The organism is Pseudosporangium ferrugineum (assembly GCF_003002065.1).
In the GTDB taxonomy this organism is placed as follows: Bacteria; Actinomycetota; Actinomycetes; order Mycobacteriales; family Micromonosporaceae; genus Actinoplanes; species Actinoplanes ferrugineus_A.
Window position 1 is genome coordinate 284172 of sequence record NZ_PVZG01000001.1, and the last position, 26660, is coordinate 310831.

Sequence of the window (26660 nt, forward strand, 5' to 3'; positions counted from 1 at the left end):
CCCCTCAGATGTGCGGTACGGAGTCGGGGATCGCGTAGTACGTCGGGTGGCGGTACATCTTGTCGCCGCTCGGCGCGAAGAACGCCTCCTTGTCGCCGGGGCTGGAGGCCGCCACGTCGTCGGAGCGGACGACCCAGATGCTGACCCCCTCGTTGCGGCGGGTGTAGAGGTCGCGGGCGTGGTGCAGCGCCATCTCGTGGTCGGCGGCGCGCAGGGACCCGACGTGCACGTGGTTGAGCCCGCGCTTGGCCCTGACGAACACCTCGTACAGCGGCCACTCGTGCCTGATCTCGTCCGTCATGACCGCGTTCCCGCCTTCCTGGCCGCGTGCGCCGCGGCGGCCTCCCGCACCCAGGCGCCGTCCTCGTCGGCCTTGCGCCGGTGGGCGATGCGCTGGGCGTTGCACGGTCCGTCGCCGGAGATGACCCGCTTGAGCTCGTCCCAGTCCGGCGTGCCGAAGTCGTAGTGGCCGCGTTCCGCGTTCCAGGACAGCTCCGGGTCCGGCAGGGTGACGCCGAGCGCCTCGGCCTGGGGCACGCTCATGTCGACGAAGCGCTGCCGCAGCTCGTCGTTGCTGTGCCGCTTGATCTTCCAGGCCATCGACTGCGCCGAGTTCGGCGACTGGTCGTCGGGCGGGCCGAACATCATCAGCGACGGCCACCACCACCGGTCGACCGCGTCCTGCACCATCTCCCGCTGCGCGGGCGTGCCGCCCATCATGGTCATCAGCAGCTCGTAGCCCTGGCGCTGGTGGAAGGACTCCTCCTTGCAGATCCGGATCATGGCCCGTCCGTACGGCCCGTACGAGCTGCGGCACAGCGGCACCTGGTTGCAGATGGCCGCGCCGTCGACGAGCCACCCGATGACGCCCACGTCGGCGAACGACAGCGTCGGATAGTTGAAGATCGACGAGTATTTCTGCCGGCCCTCGATGAGCCGGCGGGTGAGATCCCCGCGGTCCGCCCCGAGCGTCTCCGCGGCCGAGTACAGGTAGAGCCCGTGCCCGGCCTCGTCCTGCACCTTGGCGAGCAGGATCGCCTTGCGCCGCAGCGACGGCGCCCGGGTGATCCACTCCCCCTCGGGCTGCATGCCGATGATCTCGGAGTGGGCGTGCTGAGCGACCTGCCGGATCATGGTCCGCCGGTACGCCTCCGGCATCCAGTCCCGCGGCTCGACCCGCTGATCCTTCGCGATCGTGTCCGCGAAGGTCTGCTCGTCGTTCATGACGCCTCCCAGCTGTAGAAGCCCCGCCCGCTCTTGCGGCCCAGCTCGCCGCGGGCCACCTTCTCCCGCAGCAGCCGTGGCGGGGCGAACCGCTCGCCGAGCTCGGTGTGCAGGTGCTCGGCGATGGCGAGCCGCACGTCCAGGCCGACGAGGTCGGTCGAGCGCAGCGGCCCCATCGGATGCCGGTAGCCCAGCTCCATCGCGCGGTCGATCGACGCCGCGTCCGCCACCCCCTCCTCGAGCATGCGGATCGCCTCCAGGCCGAGCAGCACGCCCAGCCGGCTGGTGGCGAAGCCGGGCGAGTCCCGTACGACGACGGCGGTCTTGCCCAGCGCGGCGGCCCACGAGGCCGCGGCGTCGCGCACCGCGCCGGCGGTCTGCGGCCCGGCGACGATCTCGACCAGGCCGCTGGCCGGCACCGGGTTGAAGAAGTGCATGCCGACGAACCGCCCGGGCCGCCGCAGCCCCTCGGCGAGGCCGGCGATCGACAGGGAGCTGGTGTTGGTCGCGAGGACGGCGTCGTCGCCCACGGCGTTCTCGGCCGCCGCGAGCACAGCGACCTTCAGGGGCACGTCCTCGGGCACGGCCTCGACGACGAGCCCCGCGTCGCCGGGCACTTCGCCGGCGAGTTCCACCCGCTCGAGCACGGCACCGGCGTCCTCCGCGAGTGCGCCCCGCTCCGCCGCCCGCCGCAGCCCCGTGGCAACCCGCTGCCGGGCGGCGGCACCGGCGGCCGGGTCCCGCTCCACGACGGTCACGACGGCCCCGGCGGCGGCGAAGACCTGAGCGATCCCCGCACCCATCCGCCCGCCCCCGACGACCCCGACCCGCTTCGGCACGCCGCCGGCCGGGGAAGCGGGCACGCCGTCGGCCCCCGGCGAAGGGGGCACGCCGCCGGCCGGGGAAGGGGGCACGCCGATCTCCGCGGTCATCGGCGGTCACCGGCCAGGAAGGCGTCCATGCGGGCGCGTTTGTCGTCGGACTCGAAGAGGATGGCCTGGGCGAGGTCGTCGGTCACCGGGTGGCCGCCCGGCGCGTCCGCCACGAGCTTGGTGAGCCGCAGGGCGAGGGTGCCGGAGCGGGCCATCCGGTCGAGCAGGGCGTGGGCGCGGCCGAGCAGCTCGTCCGCGGGCACCACCTCGGCGACGAGGCCGAGGCGGTGCGCGTCGGCGGCGTCGAGGCGGCGGCCGGCGAGCAGCACCTGCTTGGCCACCGAGGCGCCGACGAGGTCGCGCAGCCGCCAGCACGCCCCGGCCGCGGCGAGGATGCCCAGGCCCGGTTCGGGGTTGCCGAAGACCGCGGCGGGCGAGGCGAGCCGCAGGTCGCACGCGTAGGCGAGCTCGGCGCCGCCGCCGAGCGCCCAGCCGTCGACGGCCGCCACGGTGGGCAGCGGGAGTCGGGCGATGCGGTCGAAGAGCCGGCTGTTGATGCCCTGCAGCGCCTGGTCGCGGCCGCGTTCGCGCAGCTCGCCGATGTCGGCGCCGGCCGCGAAGGTGCCGCCGTCGCCGGTGAGCAGCAGCAGCCGCGGCCGCTCCTCGAGCGCCGCGCAGACCTCGTGCAGCTCGCGGACCATGGCCGCGTTGATGGCGTTGCGGGAGCCGGGCCGGTGCAGGGTCACCACGACCCGGTCGCCGAGCTCCTCGATCCGGAGCGTGTCCGCCATCAGACGCGCTCCACCAGCAGGGAGACGCCCTGGCCGACGCCGACGCAGAGGGTGGCGAGGCCGCGCCGGGCGTCCTCGCGCTCCATCCGGCCGAGCAGCGTCACGGCCAGCCGGGCGCCCGAGCAGCCCAGCGGGTGCCCGAGCGCGATCGCCCCGCCGTCGGCGTTGACCCGTTCGTCGTCGAGCTTGAGCCGGCGGACGACCGCGAGCGACTGCACGGCGAAGGCCTCGTTGAGCTCGACGGCGTCCAGGTCGCCGGCGTCCCAGCCGGCCCGGGCCAGCGCCTTCTCGGTGGCGGGGACCGGGCCGAGGCCCATGAGGTGCGGGGACACGCCGGCGCTCGCGGACACCACGACGCGGGCGCGCGGCGTCAGGCCGTACCGTTCGACGGCTTCGCCGCTGGCGACCACGACCGCGGCGGCGCCGTCGGACAGCGGGGACGACGACGCGGCCGTCACCACGCCGTTCTCCCGGAAGACGGGCCTGAGCCGGCCGAGGCGCTCGAGCGTGTTGCCGCGCCGCGGCCCCTCGTCCCGGGTCACCTCGCCGTCCTTGACCGGCACGGCGACGAGCTCGGCGTCGAAGCGGCCCGCGTCGATCGCGGCGACGGCCCGCTCGTGGCTGCGCAGCGCGAACGCGTCGCTGTCCGCGCGGGTGATGCCGTCGAGGGCGGCCACCTCCTCGGCGGTCTCGCCCATCGACAGCGTCTGCCGCGCGCGGAACCCCGGGTTGGTGAAGCGCCAGCCGAGCGAGCTGTCGACGACCTCGCCGGGCCGCGCCCACGGGGTGCCGGGCTTGGCCATCACCCACGGCGCCCGGGTCATCGACTCGACGCCGCCGGCGACGACCACGTCGGCCTCGCCGCTGCGGATTGCCCGCGAGGCGGAGACGATCGCGGTGAGGCCGCTCGCGCAGAGCCGGTTGACCGTGTAGCCGGGAACGGTCTCGGGCAGGCCGGCCAGCAGCACCGCCATCCGGGCGACGTTGCGGTTGTCCTCGCCGGCCTGGTTGGCGGCGCCGAGGATCACCTCGTCGATCACGTCGCCCGGCATCCCGGCGCGGCGGACCGCCTCGCCGACGGCCAGCGCGGCGAGGTCGTCGGGACGCACGCCGGAGAGGGCACCGCCGTACCTGCCCTGCGGCGTGCGGACCCCGCCGACCAGGAACGCCTCAGGCATTGCTCTCCCCGGCGACGTGGCGACGCGACTGGAGGGTGAAGAACCGGCCGGTCACGAACGCCGGGTCGCTCAGCGAGGCGGTCGCGGCCGGGTTGGCGGGTGTGCCGTGCAGGTCGCTGAACGCGGCGGTCTGGTTGACGAACACCCCGCCGGTGAGGTTCTGCGACAGGTGCACGCCGGCGTCGAGGGCGGCCTCCCGGGCCGCCGCGAGGACGTCCTCCGAGGTGGAGTAGACCGAGGCGGTGAGCGCGCCGTGGTGGCGCACGGTCTCGGTGAACAGCCGCAGGCTGTGCTCGGTGGACCCGGTGGTGATCACGAACGACACCGGGCCGAACCACTCCCTCGTGTACGCCTTCTCGTCGGCCGCGTCCAGCCGGGCGATGACCGGCGTGCGGATCGTCGCACCCGGGAACTGCTCGTCGGTGACCTCGGCGGACGGGTGGACGACGCTCGGCAGCGACCCGGCCTCGGCGAGCCGCGCCAGCACGCCGTCGTTGACGATGGCGCCGAGGGTGCCCGCGGCCCGCTTCGGGTCGCCGAGGAGCCTGTCGAGGGCGGCGCCGAGGTCGGCGGCGAACTCGTCGGGGCTGCGGTGCCCGGCGTCGGTCTCGATGCCGCCCGAGGGCACGAGCAGGTTCTGCGGGGTGGTGCACATCTGGCCGCTGTAGAGCGCGAGCGAGAAGGACAGGTTGCGCAGCAGGCCCTTGTAGTCGTCGGTGGAGTCGACGATGACCGTGTTCAGGCCCGCCTTCTCGGTGTAGACGACGGCCTGGCGGGCGTTCGCCTCGAGCCAGTTGCCGAACTCGCTGGAGCCGGTGAAGTCGACGATGCGCACGTCGGGGTGGGTGGCCAGGGTCGCGGCGATGCCGTCGCCCGGCTCCTCCACGGCGAGGGTGACCACGTTGGGGTCGAGGCCGGCCTCGGCGAGCACCTCCCGGGCGATCTGCACGGTGATGGCCAGCGGCAGGACGGCACCGGGGTGCGGCTTGACGATGACCGGGTTGCCGGTGACCAGGCTGGCGAACAGGCCGGGATAGCCGTTCCAGGTGGGGAACGTGTTGCAGCCGATCACCAGCGCCACGCCGCGCCCGGTGACCGTGCTGGTCTTCTCGAGCAGCAGGGGGTCGCCGCCGCGCTGCGGCTTGGACCACGTGGTGGTGGCCGGGATGCGCGTCGACTCGGCGAGCGCCACCGCGACGGCCTCCAGCCCGCGGTCCTGCGCGTGGGCGCCGCCCGCCTGGAACGCCATCACGAAGGCCTGCCCGGTGGTGTGCTGCACGGCGTGCGCCATCTCGAAGATCCGCGCGTTGACCCGCCTGAGGATCTCCGCGGCGACGCCGGCGCGGCCCTGCGGCCCGGCGGCACGCCAGCCCGGGACGGCCGCGCGGGCGGCGGCGATCAGGTCGGCCGGCTCACCCTTGGGATAGCGGATGCCCAGTTCGATCCCGTACGGCGAGCGCTCGGTCGCCACCGTGCCGGTCGCGCCGGGCACCTCGATCGGGAAATCGTTGCCGAGCAGGGCCCGGAACGCCTGCTCCCCCGCCCCGGCGGCGTCCTCACCGTAGACCGACTTGCTCGGCGACTCGGGATAGGCGGACCAGTAGCCGCGGACGCCGGCGGCCTCGATGGCCTTGTCGAGCAGCTCGCGATGCGTCCCGTAGAACTCGGCAGGGCTTGTCACCGGCGCTCCTTTGCGATTGGGTGTACCTATTATTTACCGTCCGTTCGGTCGGTTATCAAGCCCCACCCCCACCGGAACGCTGATCGGGAGAGGTATGGCACAGACGGCGGCGCACGAGATGTTCGCCCGGGACCGGGCCTCGCAGCAGCTCGGGATCGAGCTCGTTTCCGCAGGTGACGGCGCTGCGGTCGTACGGATGACGGTGACCGCGGCGATGGTGAACGGCCACGGCATGACCCACGGGGGTTTCGTCTTCCTCCTCGCCGACACCGCGTTCGCGTGCGCGTGCAACAGCCGCGGCCCGGTCACCGTCGCGGCGGGCGCCGACGTGATCTTCCTGCAGCCGACGGCCGAGGGCGACGACCTCGTGGCGCGGGCCGAGGAGCGCTCCGCGAGCGGCCGCAGCGGCATCTACGACGTGACGGTCACCCGCGACGGCGACGTGGTCGCGGAGTTCCGGGGCCGCAGCCGCATGATCAGCCCCGGGCGGCCGGCGTGACGGCGGAGGAGGTCGAGCGGCTCCTCGACGCGCACGGGGCGCGGAGCCGGCGCGGGCGGCCCGGTCACGACCTGGAGGCGGTGCTGACGGCGGCCGTGCAGCTCTTCAACGAGCGCGGGTACGACGCGACCAGCATGGACGACCTGGCCCGGCGGCTCGGGATCACCAAGTCGAGCGTCTACCACCACGTCCGCAGCAAGCAGGAGTTGCTCCGGCTCGCCGTCAACCACGCCCTCGACGGTCTCGACGAGGCGATGGCGCGGGTCCAGCGCATGCACGGGGCGAGCGCCCTCGACCGGCTCGAGTCGCTGATCCGGCTCAGCGTGCTGGTGCTGGCGCAGCGCCTGCCGTACGTGACGCTGCTGCTGCGGGTGCGCGGCAACACCGACGTCGAGACGGAGGCCCTGTTCCGCCGCCGTCTCTTCGACCATCAGGTGACCACGCTGGTCCGGCTGGCACAGTCGGAGGGTGCCGTCCGCGCCGACGTGGATCCCGCCACCGCCGCCCGGCTGCTGTTCGGCATGGTCAACTCGCTCATCGAGTGGTACAGCCCCGAGCGCGGCGGCGCCGAGGACCTGGCCGCGACCGTCACCGCCCTCGCCTTCGACGGCCTCCGCACCCGGCCGTAGACCCGTCAGGAGACCCGAGCATGCAGGACCGATCCCCGAGCCCCGGCGACCTCGAGCCGGTCGAGCGCGCCTCCCTCGACGAGCTGCGCACCCTGCAACTGCGGCGGCTGCAGTGGTCCCTGCGGCACGCGTACGAGAACGTGCCGCAGTACCGCGCGATGTTCGACGAGCAGCACGTCCACCCCGGCGACCTGCGGGAGCTCTCCGACCTGGGGAGGTTCCCGTTCACCGACAAGGCGGTGCTGCGCGCCAACTACCCGTACGGGATGTTCGCCGTCCCGCGCGAGCGCATCTCCCGGCTGCACGCGTCGTCCGGCACCACGGGCCGGCCCACCGTCGTCGGCTACACCGCGGACGACATCCGCACGTGGGCACGGCTGATGGCCCGTTCCATCCGCGCGGCGGGCGGGCGGCCCGGCGACCGGGTGCACGTGGCGTACGGCTACGGGCTGTTCACCGGGGGCCTCGGGGCGCACTACGGCGCGGAGGAGCTGGGGTGCACGGTCATCCCCGTGTCCGGTGGCATGACCGAGCGGCAGGCGATGCTGATCAAGGACTTCGCGCCGGACGTCATCATGGTGACGCCCAGCTACATGCTCGCGATCATGGACGAGATGGAACGGCAGGGCATCGATCCGCGCGGCACGTCGCTCGCGGTCGGCATCTTCGGCGCCGAGCCGTGGACCGAGGATCTGCGTACGGAGATCGAGCAGCGGCTGGACCTGCACGCGATCGACATCTACGGGCTGTCCGAGGTGATGGGCCCCGGGGTGGCCACCGAGTGCGTGGAGACCAAGGACGGCCTGCACGTGTGGGAGGACCACTTCTACCCGGAGATCATCGACCCGCTCACCGGCGAGGTGCTGCCCGACGGCGAGGTCGGCGAGCTGGTCCTCACGTCGCTGACCAAGGAGGCGATGCCCGTCGTCCGCTACCGCACCCGCGACCTGACCCGGCTGCTGCCCGGCACGGCCCGCCCCATGCGCCGCATCGAGAAGATCACCGGCCGCACCGACGACATGATCATCCTGCGCGGGGTCAACCTCTTCCCGACCCAGATCGAAGAGCTGATCCTGCGTACGCCGGAACTGGCGCCCCACTTCCAGTGCGTCCTGACCCGCGCGGGCCGCCTCGACGCGATGACGGTGAAGGTGGAACGGCGCCACGGCACCTCGCCGGAGGCGGCCCGGGCGGCGGGCCGCGACCTGGCCACGATGGTGAAGAACACGATCGGCGTCAGCCTCACCATCGAGGTGATCGAGCCGGACGGCGTGGAACGCTCGATGGGCAAGATGCGCCGCATCGTCGACCACCGCGGCGACCGACCCGGGCCCACCACTCCCTGAACCGCCGCGTCACCGTCTCGTTCCGCGCCACGGACCCGCAGCCCACCGCACCACCCGGCCCCGCCACCCCGGGCGGTCCCGCGACACCGGCGCCGCCCGCCACGGCCGGGGCGTCCCGCCCGGCAGCACCCGGCTGCTCGCGCTGTGGTTCCCCGCCCCGCCGCCCGGCACCACCTCGGTGGCCGTCGACGTGCCCGGCAGGTTCCGGCTCACCGGGCTCCCGGTCACCCGGTCACCCCGTCACCCCGTCACCCGGTCACCCGGTGACCCGGTCACCCGGTCACCCGGTGACACCTAAGCCGGGTCGTAGAGAGCCGGGCGTGGCATGAGGGTGACCTCCACCCGGGAGCCGGTGCGCAGGGCGGCCACGCTCGCGTCCGAGACCACCGCCGCCGCGTAGCCGTCCCAGGCGCTCGGGCCGGCCGGGGTGCCGCCGCCCGCCAGCGAGTCGATCCACTCCTGTAGTTCGACGTCGTACGCGGAGGCGAAACGCTCGCGCCAGTCGGACGGGATCGGGGCGGTGAGGTGGCGGGCGGTGCGGACCGTGACCGGGGTGAGGTCGCCGAGGGCCGCCGTGCCGTCCTCGCCGATCACCTCGCCGCGGATGTCGTAGCCGTAGCGGATGTTCACCGAGATCTCGACGTCGACGATCGCGCCGCCGGTCAGTTCGAGGATGAGGAACAGGGGGTCCTGGAGGCCGCCGCCGTTGCGGTTCCGGCGGGGTACGAGCACCCGCGCCGCCGTGATCTCCTCGCCGAACATCCAGCGCACCATGTCGATCTCGTGGACGGCGGTGTCCGTGATGGCGCTCTCCTTCTCGTAGAAGGCGGGCACCCCGGCGTTGCGATGCGCGCAGTGCATCATCAGCGGCGTCCCGATGGCACCGCTGTCGACCACCGCCTTCAGCGCGCGGTACGCCCCGTCGTACCGTCGCATGTAGCCGACCTGGACCAGTCGCCGCCCGGCGGCGGACTCGGCCTCGACGATGCGCCGGCAGGCCCGTTCGGTGGTGGCGAGCGGCTTCTCGCAGAACACCTGCTTGCCGGCGGCGATCGCGGCCAGCACGTACCGCTCGTGGGTGGGTCCCCAGGAGCAGACGACGACCGCGTCCACGGCGGGGTCGGCGATGAGGTCCTCGCCGCTGCCGTGCACGACCGTCCCGGGCAGCCCGCCGGCCACCCGCTTCGCGACCTCGAGATCCACGTCCGTGACCGCGGTGACGGTGACGCCCGCGAGCACGGTGGTCATCCGCCGGATGTGGTCCTGTCCGATCATCCCGGTGCCGATCACGCCGGCCTTCAGCATGGGGAGCCGTCCTTTCCCGTGCGGACCGGGCCGTGCCCGGTCAGCGGCCCAGCTCGTGGGAGAGCTCGGCCAGTTCGTCGCCGCCGGCCATCTGGGCCGTCAGCTCGTCCAGCGAGACCTCCGCCCGCGCCCGGTCCAGCACCGTCGCGCCGAGCTTCAGGATGATGAAGTGGTCGCCCACCAGGTAGGCGTGGTGCGGGTTGTGGGTGATGAAGACGACCCCCAGCCCCGCGTCGCGGGCCGCCGCGACGTACCTCAGGACCACGCCGGACTGTTTGACGCCCAGGGCCGCCGTCGGTTCGTCGAGGATCAGGACGCGGGCGCCGAAGTAGACGGCCCGGGCGATCGCCACGCACTGGCGCTGGCCGCCGGAGAGGGTGCCGATCGGCTGGTTGATGTCGTTGACGACGATGCCCATCTTGCGGAGCTCCTCGTCGGCGATCCGCCTCATCTCCCTGATCCGCAGGCCGGCCAGCGGGAACCGGCCGGCGGTCAGCTCGGCGCCGAGGAAGAAGTTGCGCCACACCTCCATGAGCGGCACCACCGCGAGGTCCTGGTACACGGTCGCGATGCCGTGGCTCAGGGCCTCGCGGGGCGACGCGAAGGTCGTCTCCCGCCCGTCCACCTTCAGGGTGCCCTCGGTGTGCGGGTGCAGCCCCGACATGATCTTGATCAGGGTGGACTTGCCGGCGCCGTTGTCGCCGAGGACGCAGGTGACCTCGCCCGCGCCGACGCGCAGGTCGATGCCGCGCAGGGCCCGGACGGCGCCGTACGCCTTGCCGACGCCGGCCATCTCGATGAGCGGCTCGCCCCGCCGGAGCCCGCCGTCCGCGTGGTTCGCGAGGGTGTCGGTCATGGCTCAGCCTGCCTTCCGGGTGGTCGACATCCGCTTGACGTACAGGTTGACCAGCACGGCGAGCAGCAGCATGACCCCGAGGAACGCCTTGAACCAGTTGGGGTCCCAGCCCGCGTAGACGATGCCGAGGCTGGTCATGCCGAAGATGAACGCGCCGATGGCGACCCCGGTGGCGTTGCCGAACCCGCCGGTCAGCAGGGTGCCGCCGACGACCGCCGCGATGATGTAGAGGAATTCGTTGCCGACGCCGTTGCCGGCCTGCAGCGTGTTGAAGCGGTAGAGGGTGTGCATGCCGACGAACCAGCCGAGGAACGACACGGTCATGAACAGGCCGATCTTCGACCTGACCACGGGCACGCCCACCGCCCGCGCGCTGTCGGGCGCGCCGCCGACGGCGAAGAACCAGTTGCCGATGCGGGTCCGTTGCAGGATCCAGGCGGAGAGGGCGACGAAGAGGATCCACCAGATGACGGTGATCCACACGGTGACCGGGCCGACCTTGAAGCTCGACGCGAAGATGGCGCCGAGCGAGTCGAAGCCGTCGATCCGGCTGATGTCGGTGCTGGAGACCGAGCCGGTGACCAGCTTGGTGACGCCGAGGTTGGCTCCCTGGAGGACGAAGAACGTGCCGAGCGTGATGAGGAAGCTCGGGATCCCGGTCCGCATCACCAGGTAGCCGTTGAGGAAGCCGACGAGCAGGCAGAACGCCAGCGACAGGAGCGCGCCGATCCACAGGTTGACCCCGAAGTACCAGCAGAACATCGAGTTGACCAGGCCGGCGGTGGTCGTGATGACGCCGGCCGACAGGTCGAACTCGCCGCCGATCATCAGCATGCCGACGCCGACGGCGACGATGCCGATGGTCGACGACTGGTAGAGCACGGTGAAGAACGACTCGGCGGACCGGAAGGCCGGCGCCGCGGCGAGGAAGAACACGAAGATGAGGGCGGCGGCGACCAGCGCGCCCACCTCCGGGCGCGCGAGCAGGCGGCCGGACAGGCCGGGCACGGCCCGTACGCTCTGCGTCATCAGCGGGTGTTGTTCTTCGTGAACGGCAGGATCTTGGCGATGTTGTCCTTGTCGACGAAGGACGGGCCGGTGAGGACGGGCTTGCCGCCGCCGATGTCGTTGCCGTTCTTCAGGTAGAGGTAGAGCGAGCTGACGGCCAGGTAGCCCTGGACGTACGGCTGCTGGTCGATGGAGAACTCGATCTTGCCGTCCTGGACGCTCTGCGCGATGTCGGCGTTGAGGTCGAAGGTGACCACCTTGGCGGAGCTGTTCGCGGCGGCCGTGGCCTTGAGGGCGTCCTGCGCGATGGGGGCGCCCAGCGTCACGATGTAGTCGACCGACTTGTCCTGGGCCAGCTTCGCCTGCAGCGTCGAGACCACCGCGGCGTCGTCGGCGCCGTTGACCTGGAGGTTCTCGGTGCCCGCCACCGCGCTCCGCACGCCGGCGCAGCGGGCCTCGAGCGACACCGAGCCGGCCTGGTGGATGACGCACAGCGGGTGCTTGGCGCCGCTCTTGGCGATGCGCTCGCCCGCGCTCTGCCCGGCGAGCGTCTCGTCGGAGCCGAAGTACATCAGGGCGCCGAGCTGCTTGTACTGGTCGATGCCCGCGTTCAGGCCGACCACCGGGATCTTCGCGTCGGTCGCCGCCTTCACCGCGCCGGCCAGGGCGGCCGGGGTGACCAGCGTGGTCGCGATGCCGCTGACCTTCGAGTCGACCGCGTTCTGGATGAGCACGGCCTGCTTCGCCGCGTCCGGGTCGTTGGAGTACTTCAGGGTGACGCCCTCGTCCTTGGCGGCCTGCTGGGCACCCGACTTGATCTTGTCCCAGAAGGTGTCGCCCGGGGTCTCGTGGGTGACGAACGCGATCGTGTAACCGGAGCTGCCGGGCGCGTTGCCGCCGCCGCCGGACTTCTCGGTCTCCTCCCGGCCGCCGCTGCTGCACGCGCTGACCGCCAGGGCCACGACCGCGGTGAGGGCGGCAAGCCGGGCGCCGCGGGATCGACTCGTCGTCATGAATCTTCCCTTCCAGGGATGGTGAGGACGGAATCAAGGTACGCGTGGGTGCGCGCCGCGATCGGCAGGGGCACGTCGAACTCCACCGGGTACATGTCCTGCTCCACGACGACGAACAGCTCGGCGTCCAGCTCGCGCAGCGCCTCGACGACCGTCGGCACGTCCGGCTCCCCGGCCGGCGGCTCGACGCTGGCGCCCTGCGCGACGGCCCGCCCGAACGGCAGGTCCTCGGCCAGCGCCCGCTCGGCGACCGCCGGATCCATCTGCTTGAGGTGGACGTACCCGATCCGCTCGGGATATTTGCGGATGATGCCCGGCACGTCCGCCCGGCGGTACGCGAGGTGGCCGGTGTCGAGGCACAGCGAGACGTAGCGCGGGTCGGTGCCGTCCAGGAAGCGCTCGGTCTGCGCCTGGGTCTCGACCTGGTAGTCGGCGTGCGGGTGGAAGCGCAGCTTGAGCCCGTACTCCTCGGCGAGGATCCGGCCGAGCGTGTCGGTGTTGCGCACCAGGTCACGCCACTGCTCCGGGCTCAGCTCGGCGGGCTCGTGGTACGCGCCGGTGACGTCGTCGCGGTAGCCGGGCACCGGGACGAAGATGAGGTTCTCCGCGCCGAGCGCGCTGGTCAGCGCGGCGACCTTGCGGGTCTCGGCGAGCACCGTCGCGAAGTCCCGGTGCGGCCCGCCCGCCCCGGCGACGGTGCCGCCGGCGCAGGCCAGGCCCCGCCGGTCGAGCTCGTCGCGCAGCCGCGCCGGGTCGGTGGGCAGATAGCCGTACGGCCCCAGCTCGAGCCAGCGGTACCCGGCCGCGGCCAGCTCGTCGAGGAACCGGTCCCACGGGGTCTGCCGGGGGTCGTCGGAATACCAGACTCCCCACGAGTCGGGGCAGCTGCCGAGGTGCAGGCGGCGGATCGGGGATGCCATGACGCGTTCTCCTCACTCAGAGGTACGGGCGCTGGCCACGCTTGGCGGCCTCGTACGCGGCACGGGCGCCGCGGGTGCTGTCCAGCGCGGACACCTCGGCGACGGGCACGTCCCACCACGACTCCGAGGAGGGGACGGGCGAGCGCGGGTCGGTCTCGATGTGCACCACGGTGAGCCGGTCGGCGTCGCGGGCCCGCTTGAGGCCCTCGGTCAGGTCGGCGATCGTCCGGCAGCGGATCACCGCGGCGCCCAGGCTCTCGGCGTTGGCGGCGAGGTCGACGGGCAGGTAGCCGCCGTCGTAATCGTCGTCGTCGCCGCGGTAGCGGTAGCTCGTACCGAATCGCTGCGAGCCGAGCGACTCCGAGAGCGCGCCGATCGAGGCGAAGCCGTGGTTCTGCACCAGGACGACGACGAGCTTGACGCCCTCGGCGACGGCGGTGACGATCTCCTGCGCCATCATCAGGTACGAGCCGTCGCCGACCAGCGCGTACACCTCGCGGGTGGGGTCGGCCATCTTGATCCCGAGGGCGCCGGCGATCTCGAAGCCCATGCAGGAGTAGCCGTACTCGACGTGGTACTGCTTCGGGTCCCGGGCGCGCCAGAGCAGGTGCAGGTCGCCCGGCATGCTCCCGGCGGCCTGCACCACCACGTCGCGTTCGCCGCAGGCGTCGTTGACCGCGCCGATGACCTCGCTCTGGGCGGGCAGCGGCCCGTGGCCGAGGTGGTACGACCGCTCGACCTGCCCCTGCCACCGCGCCACGTCCGCCGCGTGGCCGAGGGTGAACCGCGTGCCGGCCAGCGCCTCCGTGAGCGCCGTCAGCCCCTCCCGGGCGTCGGCGACGAGCGCGGTGGCGGCCTGCTTGTGCGCGTCGAAGGCGGCGACGTTCAGGTTCACGAACCGTACGCCCGGGTCGGCGAACGCGGTGTGCGAGGCCGTGGTGAAGTCGCTGTAGCGGGTGCCGACGCCGATCACGACGTCGGCCTCGCGGGCGAGCCGGTTGGCGACCGGGGTGCCGGTCGCGCCGGCGCCGCCGACCGCGCACGGGTGGTCCCAGCGCAGCGCGCCCCTGCCCGCCTGGGTGTCGGCCACCGGGATGCCGGTGGCCCGGGCGAACGCGTCGAGCGCGGCCGACGCCCCGGAGTAGACGGCTCCCCCGCCCGCGATGAGCAGCGGACGGCGCGCGCCGCGGATCACCCCGGCCGCGCGGGCCAGGGCGGCGGGCTCCGGCACCGGCCGGGCGACGTGCCAGACCCGCCGGGCGAACAGCTCGTCCGGGAAGTCGTACGCCTCGGCCTGCACGTCCTGCGGCAGGCACAGGGTGACCGCGCCGGTCTCGGCCGGGTCGAAGAGCACGCGCATCGCGGACAGCAGCGCGGACGGCAGCTGCTCGGGCCGCCAGATCCGGTCGAAGAAGCGCGACAGCGGCCGGAACGCGTCGTTGACCGAGACGTCCGCCGAGCGGGGATCCTCCAGCTCCTGGAGCACCGGGGACGCCACCCGGGTGGCGAAGACGTCGCTGGGCAGCAGCAGCACCGGCAGGCGGTTGACCGTGGCGAGCGCGGCGCCGGTGAGCATGTTGGTGGAGCCGGGACCGATCGAGGCGGTGCACGCCATCGCGGAGAGGCGGTCCCGCATCCTCGCGTAGCCGGCCGCGGCGTGCACCATGGCCTGCTCGTTGCGGGCGAGGTGGTACGGCATCGCCGCCTCGCCCGTGCGCTGCGCCTGGAGCAGGGCCTGTCCGATCCCGGCGACGTTGCCGTGCCCGAAGATGCCGAACGTGCCGGCGATCGCGCGCTGCTCGGCGCCGTCGCGCTCGGTCCACTGGTTCGCCAGGAACCGCACGACGGCCTGGGCGACGGTCAGCCTCACGATCGGGTCCTCTCCCTGGTGGACGTCAGCGGGAGCCGGGGGTCGGGGTCCTGGTGCTCCCAGGTGCCGCGGACCCAGGCGTACGCGGGGTCGTCGGAGAACAGCCAGCGGCGCTCCCCCGCCCCGGCCATGACGTTGAGGTAGTACAGGTCGTAGCCCGGCGCGGCCATCGAGGGGCCGTGCCATCCGTACGGGATGAGCACCACGTCGCCGCCGCGCACCTCGGCGCACACGTCGATGTCGTGCCCCGGGTGGCCGTACACGCGCTGGTACCCCGCACCGGCCACCCCCGACGGCGACCGGGCCACCTCGAAGTAGTAGATCTCCTCCAGGACGGTCTCCCCCGCGCCCGCCTCGTCGTGCTTGTGCGGCGGGTACGACGACCAGTTCCCGCCCGGCGTGAGCACCTCCACGGCGATGAGCCGGTCGGCCTCGAACGACTCCGGCGTACAGAAGTTGTTGACCTGGCGGCTGGCCGGGCCGGCGCCGCGCAGCTCGACGGGCACCTCCTCGGCCGGCCCGTAGCGGAACGGCAGCCGCCGCCCGGCGCGGGCCGAGGGCAGCGCGAACCGGCCGCCGTTGCCCGCGCGGATCGTCACGGCGGACCCGGCCGGCAGGTACGCGAAGTCGGTGACCCGGGTGAACACCGACCGCCGCCCGGTCAGCGTGACCCGCTCGTCGTCGCAGGTGACGTCGCAGCCGCCGGCCAGCGGCAGGACGATCATCTCGTCGCCGCCGGTGGTGAAGCTGACCCGCTGCCCGATCGTCAGGTCGAGCACCCGCAGGCCGCTGTGACCCCAGCCGGCGCGCTCGGGCGTGACGAGGACCTCGAAGGGCGGGGAGCCGGCCTCGCCCCGGCGCAGGACGTGGCTCACAGCAGGCTCACCGCCCGGTCGACCGCGCCCGCCACGTCCCCGCCCGGCGGGTAGAGCAGGCTGCGGCCGATCACCAGCCCCTGCACGGTCGGCAGGGTCAGGGCCCCGGCCCAGCGGGCGTACGCGGCGCCGGGGTCGTCGTCGACCTCGCCGCCCAGGACCAGGGCCGGCAGCGTGGTCGCGGCCATCACCCTGTCCATGTCCTCGACGACGGGCACCTTGAGCCACGTGTACGCCGAGGTCGTGCCCAGCCCGGCGGCCACCGTCATGGCCCGGACCATCGCCTCGGGGCCGAGGTCGTTGCGGACCCGCCCGCCGTCGCGGTCCGCGATGAACGGCTCGACCATGGCCATCAGCCCCCGCCGCGCCAGGCCGGAGACGGCCCGCGCGCAGCTCTCCAGCGTGGCGGCGGTGTGCGGGTCGGCCGGGTCGATGCGCAGCAGCATCTTGCCGCCCTCGAAGCCCGCCGCGGCGATGGTGTCCCCGTCGTACGCGGTGAACCGGTCGTCGATCTCGAAGCTGGTGCCGGCCAGCCCGCCGCGGTTCATCGACCCGATGACCACCTTGTCGTCCAGCGCGCCGAGCAGCAGCAGGTCCTCGAGGATGTCCGGGGTGCCGAGCACGCCGTTGACGCCGGGCCGGGCGAGCGCGGTGCGCAGGCGGCGCAGCAGGCCGGCCCGGTCGCCCATGGCCAGCGGGTCGGCGCCGGCGCGCAGCACGCCCCGGGCCGGGTGGTCGGCGGCGATGACCATCAGGCGGCCGTGCTCCCCGCGCCAGGACGCCGGCCTGCGGCGGCGCTCGGCGGCGGAGGCGATCGCGTACGGCCGGTCCACCCGGGCGGCGACGAGGTCCCGCACGTCAGTCACGGCCGCCTCCCGGAGGTGAGCAGCTCCCGGACCTCGTCCTCGGTCGGCATGGCGTCGGCGCAGGCGAGCCGGGACGCCACGAGGGCCCCGGCGGCGTTGCCGAAGCGCAGGATCCGGCCGAGGTCCCAGCCCGCGAGCAGGCCGTGGCAGAGCGCGCCGCCGAAGGCGTCGCCCGCGCCCAGCCCGTTCACCACGTCGACGGCGAGGGGCGGCGCCTCGGCCTCCTCGCCGCCGCGGGAGGCGAGCACCCCGTCCGGCCCGCGTTTGATGACGGCCAGCTCGACGCCGAGGTCGTGCAGGGCGGCGGCGGCCCTGCGCGGCTCGCCGGTCCCGACGGCCGTGCGGCACTCGTCGAGGTTGCCGACCGCGACGCTCGCGTACGGCAACGCCTCCCGGACCCAGTGCCGCGCCTCCTCGCGCGACTCCCAGAACATCGGCCGGTAGTCGAGATCGAGGACGGTGATGCCGGACCGGGCCCGTTCGCGCAGGGCGGTCAGCGTCGCCGTCCGTGACGGCTCCTGACAGAGCCCGGTGCCGGTGACCCAGAGGATCGCGGCGCCGCGCACGGCGTCCAGGTCCAGCTCCGCGGCGGCGATCTCCAGGTCGGGCGCCTTCGGGTGGCGGTAGAAGTAGAGCGGGAAGTCGTCGGGCGGGAAGAGCTCGCAGAAGGTGACCGGCGTGGGCAGCCCGGGCACCGCGCTGACGTAGCGGTCGTCCACCCCGAACCCGCGCAACGCGTCGTGGACGTAGGCGCCGAAGGGGTCGTCGCCGGTGCGCGTGACGATGGCGGTGCGCCGTCCGTAGCGCGCCGCGGCCACGGCGACGTTGGTGGGACTGCCGCCGAGGAACTTCGAGAACGCCCGGACCTCGCGCAGCGACACCCCGGACTGTTGTGGATACAGGTCTACGCCCGTACGTCCCATTGTCAGTACATCGTCCGCGGGCATGCGGCCCCCTGACGGAGAGCGGTCGGAGCCGGCGGCCCCCGGGTACCACGGTTCGTTTCGATGTAATAACGTGGGTGCTTCCACGTCAATACTTTGTCCTGACAAACTGACTTGCCGACGACGCCGCATGGGGGTTCCGTGGCCCGCGATCTCTCCGCCCCGCGCACGCCGGTCCGCCCGGTGGAGGTGGACAGGAGCAGCCCCGTACCGCTGTATTTCCAGGTCGCCACCCGCCTCCAGGAGCTGATCGAGGCCGGCGAGATCGGCGTGGGGGCCCGGATCGAGAACGAGGTCGACCTGGCCGAGCGGCTCGGCGTCTCCCGCCCCACCACCCGCCGCGCGATCCAGTACCTCGTCGAGCGCGGCATGCTGGTGCGCAAGCGCGGCGTCGGCACCCAGGTGGTGCACCCCAAGGTCCGCCGGCCGGTCGAGCTGTCCAGCCTCTACGACGACCTGGTCAGCACCGACCGCGAGCCGCGCACGGAGGTGCTGGCGCTGAAGGTCGTCCCGGCGCCCCCGGAGGTAGCCGGGGCGCTGGAGCTCTCCCCCGGCACCGAGGTCACCTGGATCGAACGCCTGCGCCACGCGAACGGCGAACCGCTGGCGCTCATGCACAACGCGATCCCGCTCGGCCTGCTTCACCTCGAGGCGCCCGACCTCGCCGCGCACGGCCTCTACGAGCTGCTGCGCCGGGCGGGCTACCAGCCCCGGACGGCGACCCAGGTCATCGGCGCCCGCGCGGCCGGCGCGGCCGAGGCGCGGGTCCTGCGGGAGCGGCGCGGCGCCTCCCTGCTGACGATGACGCGTACGGCCTGGGACGTCAGCGGGCGCGCGCTGGAGTACGGCGCGCACGTCTACCGGGCCAGCCGCTACAGCTTCGAGCTCAACCTCACCGCGGGTTGAGGCTGATACGTCGGTTGGGTGACTGTGCGTGGCGGCCCCGGGTGGTAGACCAGCGCCATGGCGGGATGGGTACGGAACGAACCCGCGGAGTGGACCGAGCTCCGCGTGCACGGCGTCTCGGGGACGCCACCGGAGCGGATGCTCGAGCACCCGACCGTACGGCGGGTGTCCGGGGACGCCGCGAGCGGCTTCTACCGCCGGGTGTGGGAGACCGACCCGGTGGTGGAGGACAACGGGGAACAGGTGCTGGAGGCGTACTCCTGGGGCGGGCTGACCGCCGGCAGCAAGGTGCGGGCGCTGTGGCTGCTGCTCCTGCCGTTCCTGCTGGCCAACGTCGCCTTCTACGCCCGGCCGGTGGACCGGCCCGGGCTGCGGCAGAGCGTCGCCGAGGCGGTGCAGCGGCTGTTCGCGCTCACGATCACCGTGACGCTGGTGCTGGCGACCGTGAACGTGTCCGCCGACTTCGCCGGCTGGCAGTGCGTACGCCCGGACGGCGGGCGCTCGTGCAGCTCGGCGTGGGTGGGGTGGCTGTCCTGGCCGTGGCTGGCGACGCCCGGCCGGCGCATCGCGGTGACCACGCTGCTGCCGGTGGCCGTGATCGCGCTGCTCTGGTGGCTGGCGAACAAGACCTGGGCGAGCACCGAGGAGACGAAGGTCGACCCGGAGCCGCTGCGCTCGGGGCACTGCTCGCCGCTGGAGAACCGGCGGATGTGGAACAGCAGCAAGCCGGTACGCCTGCTGCGCGCGGTGCACGTGATGGCCGCCCTGTCGCTGGTCGGCGTGCTGGCGCTGGCGCCGTTCGCGGCGGGGTGGACGGCCGGCTCGGCGCTGCTGACCGCGCTGGGCGTCCTCGGCGTGACGAGCGTGGTGCTCGCCTGCCTGCCGATCATGTCCGACCGGCCGGAGGCGGGCAGGAACGGCCGCGACGACGCGTTGTCCGCCGTCGTCACCGCGCTCCCCTGGCTCACCGCCACATTGCTGGCCGCGGCGCTGGCCTGGCTGTCCTTCGCCGGCCCGGCGCCGGTGACCACGCCCGGGGCGCCGCGCACGACGCTGCCCTGGCTGTCCGCGGCCGTGCACCTGAACATCACCGCGCAGGCGGTGTTCCTGATCGTGATGATCGCCCTGTTGCGGGCGATGAAGCGGGCGGAGAAGCGGCCCACGGACTGCCCGCCCGCCTGGCGCGGGTACGCCACCGCCGTCCTGATGCTGTTCGCCTCGGCGCTGTCCGGCGCGTACGCCTCCGCCCTGGTGCTCGCCGTGGCGCACGTGCTCGGCAAGCCGATGCCCCGCGACCAGGGCATCGATCCGCTGGTGACGCCCATGCCGTACTTCTGGGTCGCCGCGCTGGCGCTGCTGGTCGCGGTGACCGCCGCGGTGCTGGCCCCGATCGGGTACGTGGCGCTGCGCCGCGGCGCCGGCCGGATGATGCTGCCGCTGGTCCGCGAGACGTATCCGGAGGCCGCCGCGGACCCGCGACGGGCGACGGCGATCGCCCGGCAGTGGGCCACGGCGACGCTGGACGAGACGACCCGCAAGGTGACCGGCTGGTTCGTCGGCATCACGCTGCTGCTGGCCGCAAGCGCCTTCGCCGGGTACTGGATCGACCGGACGGCGACCACCGACACGAGGTGGCTCGGCGGCATGGCGAACGTCGGCGACTGGCTGATCGGCCTGTTCGCCGCCGCGCTCGTCTACGTCGGCCGGCAGGCGTTCCGCAACGCCGGCACCCGGCGGCTCGTCGGCGTCGTCTGGGACCTGGGCACCTTCTGGCCGCGCGCGGCCCATCCGCTGGCGCCGCCGTGTTACGCCGAGCGGGCCGTGCCCCAGCTCATCAAGCGGATCGACGTGCTGCGCCGGGACGGGCGGCACGTGCTGCTGTCCTGCCACTCCCAGGGCACGGTGCTCGGCGCCGCGGTGGTCATGCAGCTCACGTACGAGCAGAGCGCGTCGGTGGGGTTGCTGACGTACGGCTCCCCGCTGCGCCGGCTCTACGCGCGGTTCTTCCCCGCGTACTTCGGGCCGGAAGCGCTGGAGCGGGCCGGGTCGTTCCTGGTGGGCAGCCCGGCAGAGGAGCGCGAGCGGTGGCCGTGGCGCAACCTCTACCGGCCCAGCGACCCGATCGGTGGCGCGGTCCTGGGCGACGGCGCGGCGGTCGTCGACCGGTCGCTCGTCGACCCGGTCTTCGCCCGGCCGACCGGCGACATCGCCGATCCGCCGACCCTGGGCCACTCGTCCTACCCGGACGATCCGCACTGGGCCGCGACCGTACGCGAGGTCAAGCGGTTGCGGCTCGCCTCCGTCCGGACGGCACCGCAGGACGCGGTCGTCGGTACGGGGTGAACCGGGCGGCGGGACGCGGGCCGTGACCCGCGTCCCGCCGCCCGATCAGGGGCGCCACATCCGGAAGAACGGCGTGTCGTCCGGGAGCCGGATGTCGAACGGGGACATCCGGGTGTAGCCGTGCCGCTCGTACAGGCGGATGTTGTCGTCGTTGGTCGCCTCGAGGTACGCGGGGACGCCCAGCCGGTCGTGGGTGTGCCGCATCAGCGCGCTGCCGAGCCCGGCGCTCTGCAGCCCGGGCCGGACCGCCAGGAACGCGAGGTGCCAGTGCGGCTCCTCCGGGTGATGCTTGTCGAAGACCTCGTCGAGCGCCTGGAAGTGCGGCAGGTAGCGGCCGGCCAGGACGCCGAGCCGCTGCTCGTACGCGGGGATCTCGGGCTGTTCGCGCGTACGGTCGAACCAGACCGCCGCGGCGACCAGCTCGCCGGACGGGCCCTCGATGACGTCGATCTTGCCGCCCTCGGGCGCCGACGCCGACAGGAACGTGAAGTAGTCCGTCATGACCGGGAGCCGGTCCGTCTCGTCCGGCACCAGCGAGCGGTTCTGCGGCAGGTGGTCGAAGGACTCGGCGATGAGGCGGCCGACGGCCGGGATCTCGCCGGCGGCGGCGGGGCGGATCGCGGTCACTTGGTGGCCTCCGAGAACGAGAAGGTGCCGGCGGAACGGGCGCCGAGGCCGATGCCCTCATACACGACGGGACGCGTGCGCCGCAGGATCAGCGCCCAGCCGACGCCGGTGACGGTCAGGACGCCGTACGCGAGCGGCACGACCCAGGTGGGCTCCGAGCCGGGCTCGACGCCGAAGAGCGTGGCGATGTTGGTCAGCGCCAGGTACGTCATCACCAGCAGCAGCACCGTGCCGATCGCCGGGGCGCCGAGGCGGTGCCAGGCGTCCTCGCCGGAGGGGTTGCGGGCGAAGTAGCCGATCACCGCCACGGACGTGACCGTGATGAGCAGCAGGACGCCGATGCCGCCGGTGGTGCCACCCCAGAAGAACAGCTGCACCAGCGGGTCCCAGCCCATGATCGCGTACACCAGGATCGCGATCAGGCCGAGCGCCGACTGGGCCAGCGAGCCGTTCTTGGGCGCGCCCGTGCCCGGCACCGTACGCCCGAACGCCCGCGGCAGCACGCCCTCGCGCCCGAGCGAGAAGGCGTACCGGGCGATGATGTTGTGGAACGAGATCATCGCCGCGATCAGCGAGGTGAGGAACAGCGCGTGGCCCAGGTGCAGGGCGGCGCCGCCGAGCCGGTCCGAGGCGAGGTTGAAGAAGAGCTCCGGGCCCTCGGTGCCGGCCCGTTCCACCGCCTGGCCACCGGCCGCGGAGATCATCGCCCAGGACGAGAAGGCGTAGAGGACGGCGATCAGCGCGACCGCGATGTAGGTGGCCCGGGGCACGGTACGGCGCGGGTCGCGGGACTCCTCGCTGAAGACCACGGACTGCTCGAAGCCGACGAAGCCGGTGACCGCCATGACCAGCAGCGCGCCCGCCCCGGCACCGACGAGGCTGCCCGCGTCGACCGGCGCGGCGGACGCCTCGAAGGTCGGTGCGAACAGGTCGGCGACGCTGAACACGGCCACCAGGATGATCTCGGCCACGAGCAGGGTGGCGAGGACCTTGCCGTTGACCGCGACGTCGCGGACGCCGAGCACGGCCACCAGCGCCCAGGCCACCAGCGCGATGGTCCACCACTGGAGGTCGACGCCGAACCAGTCGGCGAACAGCGGGGCGGCGATCGCCCCGAAGCCGCCGTACGAGGCGAGCTGGAAGCTGTTGTACGCGAGCAGCGCCACCCAGGCGGCGCCCACGCCGAAGGGCCGGCCGAGCCCCTGCGCGACGTACGCGTAGAAGGCGCCGGCGTTGGCGATGTGCCGCGCCATGGCGACGTAGCCGACGGCGAAGATCGCGAGCACCACGGCGACGGCGAGGAACGCGACGGAGATGGCGGTGAGCCCGGTGACGGCGAGGCCGGTGGGCACGACGCCGGCGACCACGGTGAGCGGCGCGGCGGCGGACATCACGAAGAAGACGACCGAGGCGACGCCGAGGCGGTCGCGGGCCAGGGCGGTCGAGAGCTGGCTGGGTCTGGCGGGGGTGGTGGTTGCGGGCAAGGGGGGTCTCCAGGTGGGGAGGGGGGTGGTCAGGCCCGTCGGGCCATCACGGCGTCACCCACGGCGGCCTCTGCGTGGCCGACGAGGTGCTGCAGCATGGGCGGCAGACGCCGGCGCAGCTGGTCGAACAGGTGCTCGCGCTCGTGGGCCTCGAGCGTGTCCAGGACGTGCTGGTCGAGGCCGGTGGCGAGCACCAGCCCGGTCAGCACGAGGTCGGAGGTGTCCAGCAGCTCGCCCCGGGTGGCGGAGATGCGGATCCGGGTGCCGGGCCAGCCGGCGGAGGACGTGTCGGCGGGCACGAACCGCACCTTGGTGCCGAGCAGGCCGCGCTTCTCCTTGCGCTGCACGAGGCCCGAGCGGGCCAGGCGGCGCTCGACCAGGTCGGTGGCGACCCCGGTGGCGAGGAAGGAGATCCAGTCGCGGATGCGGCGGTGGTGCGGCTCGCGCAGGAGCTGGCCCAGGACGGCGGCGGTGGCCGGGTCCGGGGTGGGTTGATCGTCGATCACCACGACGTGGTTGTCGCGCAGATCGAGGCGGCGCCAGAGGACGAGCTCGGCGAGCAGCGCGGCGGCGAGCCCGAGGCCCTGGGTGGCCGGGGTGAGCAGGCAGCGGCCGCGCGCCGAGTCGTGCGCGGCGAGATACAGGTCGTCGGCGAGCGGGAGCTGCGATGACGACACGGAATCCCCTCGGGCATGACGGAATGACCACCGGTCGTGGTGACCGGCAGTCACGGGAAGCGGTACGGAGCGGGCGGAGCAGCCGCCGGTAGTTACGGGGAGCGGCGTACGGACAACACCGCGTAGCTTGCCAGCGCACGACTACCCCGCGCAATGTCCAGAGTGGCCCAAGCTTCGATGCATCCTGCACAAGCGAGCTGAGCTGCCGTTTTCCGACAGGCCCGGGGAAGGTATTTAACAGGATCGTCACCTGCCCGTGGTCCGGAGGCGTTCCGAGGGGCCCATTTAGTTGACGTATCAAGTAAATCGCCGTACGGTGGGGGCCAGATAGTTGAAGCGTCAACGGAGGCGATCATGACCATGCCCGCGCTCTTCCTCAGCCACGGCGCCCCGCCGCTGGTCGACGACCCCGCCTGGGTCGCCCAGCTGAAGGATCTCGCCGCCGGCCTGCCCCGCCCGAAGGCGATCCTGGTGGCCTCGGCCCACTGGGAGTCCGCCCCGCTGATGCTCGGCGCCACCGGGACGGTCCCGCTGGTCTACGACTTCGGCGGCTTCGCCCGGCGCTACTACGAGGTGCAGTACCGCGCGCCCGGCGCGCCGGAGCTCGCGTCGCGCGTCGAGAAGCTCATGCCCGACGACGAGCACGTCGCGCGGACCGACCGCGGGCTCGACCACGGCGCCTACGTGCCACTGACCGTGATGTACCCGGACGCCGACATCCCGGTGCTGCAGATGTCCCTGCCCACCCTCGAGCCCGACCGCCTGCTGGCGCTGGGCCGCCGGCTCGCCCCGCTGCGCGAGGAGGGCGTGCTGATCATCGGCTCCGGCTTCACCACCCACGGCCTGCCGTTCCTGCGCGACTGGCGCACCGACGCGGCGGCACCCGGGTGGTCGCGCGAGTTCGACGCCTGGGCGGCCGAGGTGCTGGCCCGGGGCGCGGTGGACGAGCTGGCCGAGTTCCGCACGCGGGCGCCCGGCATGCCGTACGCGCATCCCACGATCGAGCACTTCGCCCCGATGTTCCTGGCGCTGGGCGCCTCCGGGGACCCCGAGCGGCACCCCGAACAGCCGATCGACGGCTTCTGGATGGGCCTCGCGAAGCGCTCTTTCGTGGCGGGCTGAGCGGTGCTCAGGATTCTCCCAGTCTGACCAGGGACCCTTGTGGGTACATTCCGCCCACCACCCCTGCCACGACGTCCGGAGGTTTCACCCTGATGCTGGAGGTCACCGCGCTCGGCTGGACGCTGACCATCGCGGTCATCGTCGCCCTGCTCGCCCTCGACCTGACCCTCGGCGTGCTGCGCCCGCACCGGGTCGGGTTCCGTGAGGCCGCCGCCTGGTCGGTCTTCTACATCGCCGTGGCCCTCGCCTTCGGTGTCGTCTTCGCCCAGATCGCCGGGTGGGACTACGGCACCGAATACTTCGCCGGGTACATCGTCGAGAAGAGCCTGTCCGTCGACAACCTCTTCGTTTTCGTGATCATCATGAGCACCTTCGCCGTGCCGGAGAAGTACCAGCAGGAGGTGCTCACCTTCGGCATCATCATCGCGCTGGTGCTGCGGGTCATCTTCATTGCGCTCGGCGCGACGCTGCTGTCGCTCTTCTCGTTCATGTTCCTGATCTTCGGCCTGCTCCTGATCTACACGGCGGTGCAGCTCTTCCGGCACCGCGAGGAGGATCCGAGCGTCGACGACAACGCCCTGGTCAAGGCCAGCAAGCGGCTGTTCCCGGTGACCGACGAGTACGACGGCGGCAAGCTGTTCACCCGCATCGGCGGGCGGCGGATGGCGACGCCGCTGTTCATCACCCTGATCGCCATCGGCAGCACCGACCTGCTGTTCGCGCTCGACTCGATCCCGGCGGTGTTCGGCGTGACCGAGGAGGCGTACATCGTCTTCGTCGCCAACGCGTTCGCGCTGCTCGGCCTCCGCGCGCTGTTCTTCCTGGTGAAGGGCCTGCTGGACCGCCTGGTCTACCTGTCCACCGGGCTGTCGCTGATCCTCGCCTTCATCGGCGTCAAGCTGGTGCTGCACTGGCTGCACGAGGACGTGTGGCACGACGCGCCGCAGATCAGCACGCCGGTCTCGCTGGGCGTCATCCTGGTCGTGCTGGTGGTCACCACGGTGGCGAGCCTGCTGAAGACCCGCAGCGATCCGTCCGCCAAGGCACACGCCGGCAGCCTGCGGGCCCGCTCCGCGCAGGACGACCACGCCGACCACTGAGCCTTCACCCAGGACACGGAAAGACCCCGGCGACGCTGCCGGGGTCTTTCGCGTCCGGGGGTGGCACCGTCAGGCGGGATAACCGCCGGCACCGGCGCGCGTGCGCTGGCGTTCGTAGTCCTGGTGGTTGAGGATCGCGCGGATCTGCGCCGTCTCGGCCTCGTCGTGCCGGCCGAGGATGAGGTCGAGCTCGGCGCGCTCGGCCGGGGTGCGGAAGGCCGCGAGCTCGGCGCTCAGCTGCCGGTGCGCCCGCCGCTGCACGCGACGGTTCGACAGGTTCACGCGTACGTCCTGGATCCTGTTCTTGAGGGGCATCGTCCGTCTCCTTACGGAAAGTGATGGCGGAAGCCTCGTAGCTCCCGCCTACCAGGTTCCTGGCTCCGGACTACTGCAACAAATCAACCAGGTAAAACATTCGGTGCAAGAGTGACCCGGGCCACCGAAATGCTGTAGCCCGGGTCACTCTCCGTTGCCTATTGGCTGGTCAGGGCGCCCCGGTGTTTTGCACCACAGCGGAGCAAAAT

Annotated in this window: 26 protein-coding genes; 7 read left to right on the forward strand and 19 right to left on the reverse strand. The window is 72.8% G+C overall.

Going from position 1 to position 26660, the window contains the following annotated elements; genetic code table 11:
* Positions 1–4: 4 nt before the first annotated feature.
* The 6 genes from paaB to paaN form a co-directional block, all read right to left on the reverse strand.
* Positions 5–301, reverse strand: coding sequence for a 1,2-phenylacetyl-CoA epoxidase subunit PaaB (gene paaB, locus CLV70_RS01285; protein ID WP_106124447.1), 297 nt, complete (start codon positions 299–301; stop codon positions 5–7).
* Positions 298–1224 carry a 1,2-phenylacetyl-CoA epoxidase subunit PaaA gene (gene paaA / locus CLV70_RS01290; RefSeq protein WP_106124448.1) on the reverse strand — a complete coding sequence of 309 codons (927 nt, stop codon included), beginning with the start codon at positions 1222–1224 and terminating at the stop codon, positions 298–300. The genes paaB and paaA overlap by 4 nt, the downstream gene beginning before the upstream one ends.
* Positions 1221–2063 carry a 3-hydroxyacyl-CoA dehydrogenase family protein gene (locus CLV70_RS01295; protein WP_425440105.1) on the reverse strand — a complete coding sequence of 281 codons (843 nt, stop codon included), beginning with the start codon at positions 2061–2063 and terminating at the stop codon, positions 1221–1223. Before CLV70_RS01295 ends, paaA begins: the two co-directional genes overlap by 4 nt.
* A gap of 89 nt (positions 2064–2152) precedes the next feature.
* A complete protein-coding gene (locus CLV70_RS01300; protein WP_106124450.1) occupies positions 2153–2887 on the reverse strand; it encodes an enoyl-CoA hydratase/isomerase family protein in 735 nt (244 codons plus the stop codon).
* Positions 2887–4065, reverse strand: a complete 1179-nt coding sequence (locus CLV70_RS01305; RefSeq protein WP_106124451.1) for a thiolase family protein — start codon at positions 4063–4065, stop codon at positions 2887–2889. Before CLV70_RS01305 ends, CLV70_RS01300 begins: the two co-directional genes overlap by 1 nt.
* Entirely contained in the window at positions 4058–5746 is a 1689-nt protein-coding gene (gene paaN / locus CLV70_RS01310) for a phenylacetic acid degradation protein PaaN (protein WP_106124452.1), read from the reverse strand. The genes CLV70_RS01305 and paaN overlap by 8 nt, the downstream gene beginning before the upstream one ends.
* A 94-nt stretch (positions 5747–5840) precedes the next feature.
* Here paaN and paaI point away from each other — a divergent pair, with 94 nt between their 5' ends.
* The 3 genes from paaI to paaK are packed head-to-tail and all read left to right on the forward strand — an operon-like array spanning position 5841 to position 8220.
* Positions 5841–6245 carry a hydroxyphenylacetyl-CoA thioesterase PaaI gene (paaI, locus tag CLV70_RS01315; protein ID WP_245907946.1) on the forward strand — a complete coding sequence of 135 codons (405 nt, stop codon included), beginning with the start codon at positions 5841–5843 and terminating at the stop codon, positions 6243–6245.
* Entirely contained in the window at positions 6242–6874 is a 633-nt protein-coding gene (locus CLV70_RS01320; protein ID WP_106124453.1) for a TetR/AcrR family transcriptional regulator, read from the forward strand. Before paaI ends, CLV70_RS01320 begins: the two co-directional genes overlap by 4 nt.
* A 20-nt stretch (positions 6875–6894) precedes the next feature.
* Positions 6895–8220 (forward strand): phenylacetate--CoA ligase PaaK, encoded by a 1326-nt coding sequence (gene paaK / locus CLV70_RS01325; RefSeq protein WP_106124454.1) that lies wholly within the window; start codon positions 6895–6897, stop codon positions 8218–8220.
* 294 nt (positions 8221–8514) lie between these two features.
* Here paaK and CLV70_RS01330 read toward each other — a convergent pair whose 3' ends face one another.
* The 9 genes from CLV70_RS01330 to iolC are packed head-to-tail and all read right to left on the reverse strand — an operon-like array spanning position 8515 to position 17880.
* Entirely contained in the window at positions 8515–9525 is a 1011-nt protein-coding gene (locus CLV70_RS01330) for a Gfo/Idh/MocA family oxidoreductase (RefSeq protein WP_106124455.1), read from the reverse strand.
* Positions 9526–9565: 40 nt separating this feature from the next.
* Complete coding sequence (locus CLV70_RS01335; protein ID WP_106124456.1) at positions 9566–10381, reverse strand: ATP-binding cassette domain-containing protein; 816 nt, start codon at positions 10379–10381, stop codon at positions 9566–9568.
* A gap of 3 nt (positions 10382–10384) precedes the next feature.
* A complete protein-coding gene (locus tag CLV70_RS01340; RefSeq protein WP_106124457.1) occupies positions 10385–11410 on the reverse strand; it encodes an ABC transporter permease in 1026 nt (341 codons plus the stop codon).
* A complete protein-coding gene (locus tag CLV70_RS01345) occupies positions 11410–12402 on the reverse strand; it encodes a substrate-binding domain-containing protein (RefSeq protein ID WP_106124458.1) in 993 nt (330 codons plus the stop codon). The genes CLV70_RS01340 and CLV70_RS01345 overlap by 1 nt, the downstream gene beginning before the upstream one ends.
* Entirely contained in the window at positions 12399–13322 is a 924-nt protein-coding gene (locus CLV70_RS01350) for a TIM barrel protein (protein WP_106124459.1), read from the reverse strand. The genes CLV70_RS01345 and CLV70_RS01350 overlap by 4 nt, the downstream gene beginning before the upstream one ends.
* Before the next feature lie 16 nt (positions 13323–13338).
* Positions 13339–15192, reverse strand: coding sequence for a 3D-(3,5/4)-trihydroxycyclohexane-1,2-dione acylhydrolase (decyclizing) (gene iolD / locus CLV70_RS01355; protein ID WP_106124460.1), 1854 nt, complete (start codon positions 15190–15192; stop codon positions 13339–13341).
* Positions 15189–16067 (reverse strand): 5-deoxy-glucuronate isomerase, encoded by an 879-nt coding sequence (iolB, locus tag CLV70_RS01360; RefSeq protein ID WP_106124461.1) that lies wholly within the window; start codon positions 16065–16067, stop codon positions 15189–15191. Before iolB ends, iolD begins: the two co-directional genes overlap by 4 nt.
* A complete protein-coding gene (locus CLV70_RS01365) occupies positions 16064–16933 on the reverse strand; it encodes a Cgl0159 family (beta/alpha)8-fold protein (RefSeq protein ID WP_106124462.1) in 870 nt (289 codons plus the stop codon). Before CLV70_RS01365 ends, iolB begins: the two co-directional genes overlap by 4 nt.
* Positions 16930–17880 carry a 5-dehydro-2-deoxygluconokinase gene (gene iolC, locus CLV70_RS01370; protein WP_106124463.1) on the reverse strand — a complete coding sequence of 317 codons (951 nt, stop codon included), beginning with the start codon at positions 17878–17880 and terminating at the stop codon, positions 16930–16932. Before iolC ends, CLV70_RS01365 begins: the two co-directional genes overlap by 4 nt.
* Before the next feature lie 138 nt (positions 17881–18018).
* Here iolC and CLV70_RS01375 point away from each other — a divergent pair, with 138 nt between their 5' ends.
* Both CLV70_RS01375 and CLV70_RS01380 read left to right on the forward strand, forming a co-directional pair.
* Positions 18019–18783, forward strand: coding sequence for a GntR family transcriptional regulator (locus tag CLV70_RS01375; RefSeq protein ID WP_245907947.1), 765 nt, complete (start codon positions 18019–18021; stop codon positions 18781–18783).
* Positions 18784–18840: 57 nt separating this feature from the next.
* On the forward strand, positions 18841–21126 hold the full coding sequence (locus CLV70_RS01380; protein WP_106124464.1) for a hypothetical protein: 2286 nt from the start codon (positions 18841–18843) through the stop codon (positions 21124–21126).
* Between the two features lie 45 nt (positions 21127–21171).
* Here CLV70_RS01380 and CLV70_RS01385 read toward each other — a convergent pair whose 3' ends face one another.
* From CLV70_RS01385 to CLV70_RS01395, 3 genes are read right to left on the reverse strand one after another with little or no spacing between them, the layout of a single operon-like run.
* Positions 21172–21753 carry a GNAT family N-acetyltransferase gene (locus tag CLV70_RS01385; RefSeq protein WP_106124465.1) on the reverse strand — a complete coding sequence of 194 codons (582 nt, stop codon included), beginning with the start codon at positions 21751–21753 and terminating at the stop codon, positions 21172–21174.
* Positions 21750–23237 (reverse strand): APC family permease, encoded by a 1488-nt coding sequence (locus CLV70_RS01390; RefSeq protein ID WP_106124466.1) that lies wholly within the window; start codon positions 23235–23237, stop codon positions 21750–21752. The genes CLV70_RS01385 and CLV70_RS01390 overlap by 4 nt, the downstream gene beginning before the upstream one ends.
* A 29-nt stretch (positions 23238–23266) precedes the next feature.
* Positions 23267–23914, reverse strand: a complete 648-nt coding sequence (locus CLV70_RS01395; protein WP_106124467.1) for a GOLPH3/VPS74 family protein — start codon at positions 23912–23914, stop codon at positions 23267–23269.
* 354 nt (positions 23915–24268) lie between these two features.
* Between CLV70_RS01395 and CLV70_RS01400 the strand changes: the two genes are divergently transcribed.
* Together CLV70_RS01400 and CLV70_RS01405 are read left to right on the forward strand one after the other, a co-directional pair.
* Positions 24269–25036 (forward strand): dioxygenase family protein, encoded by a 768-nt coding sequence (locus CLV70_RS01400; RefSeq protein ID WP_211303595.1) that lies wholly within the window; start codon positions 24269–24271, stop codon positions 25034–25036.
* A 92-nt stretch (positions 25037–25128) separates the two neighbouring features.
* Positions 25129–26136: a TerC/Alx family metal homeostasis membrane protein gene (locus CLV70_RS01405; protein ID WP_106124468.1), complete on the forward strand. Its 1008-nt coding sequence runs from the start codon at positions 25129–25131 to the stop codon at positions 26134–26136.
* A gap of 69 nt (positions 26137–26205) precedes the next feature.
* Here CLV70_RS01405 and CLV70_RS01410 read toward each other — a convergent pair whose 3' ends face one another.
* Complete coding sequence (locus CLV70_RS01410) at positions 26206–26451, reverse strand: hypothetical protein (RefSeq protein WP_106124469.1); 246 nt, start codon at positions 26449–26451, stop codon at positions 26206–26208.
* Positions 26452–26660 lie beyond the last annotated feature (209 nt).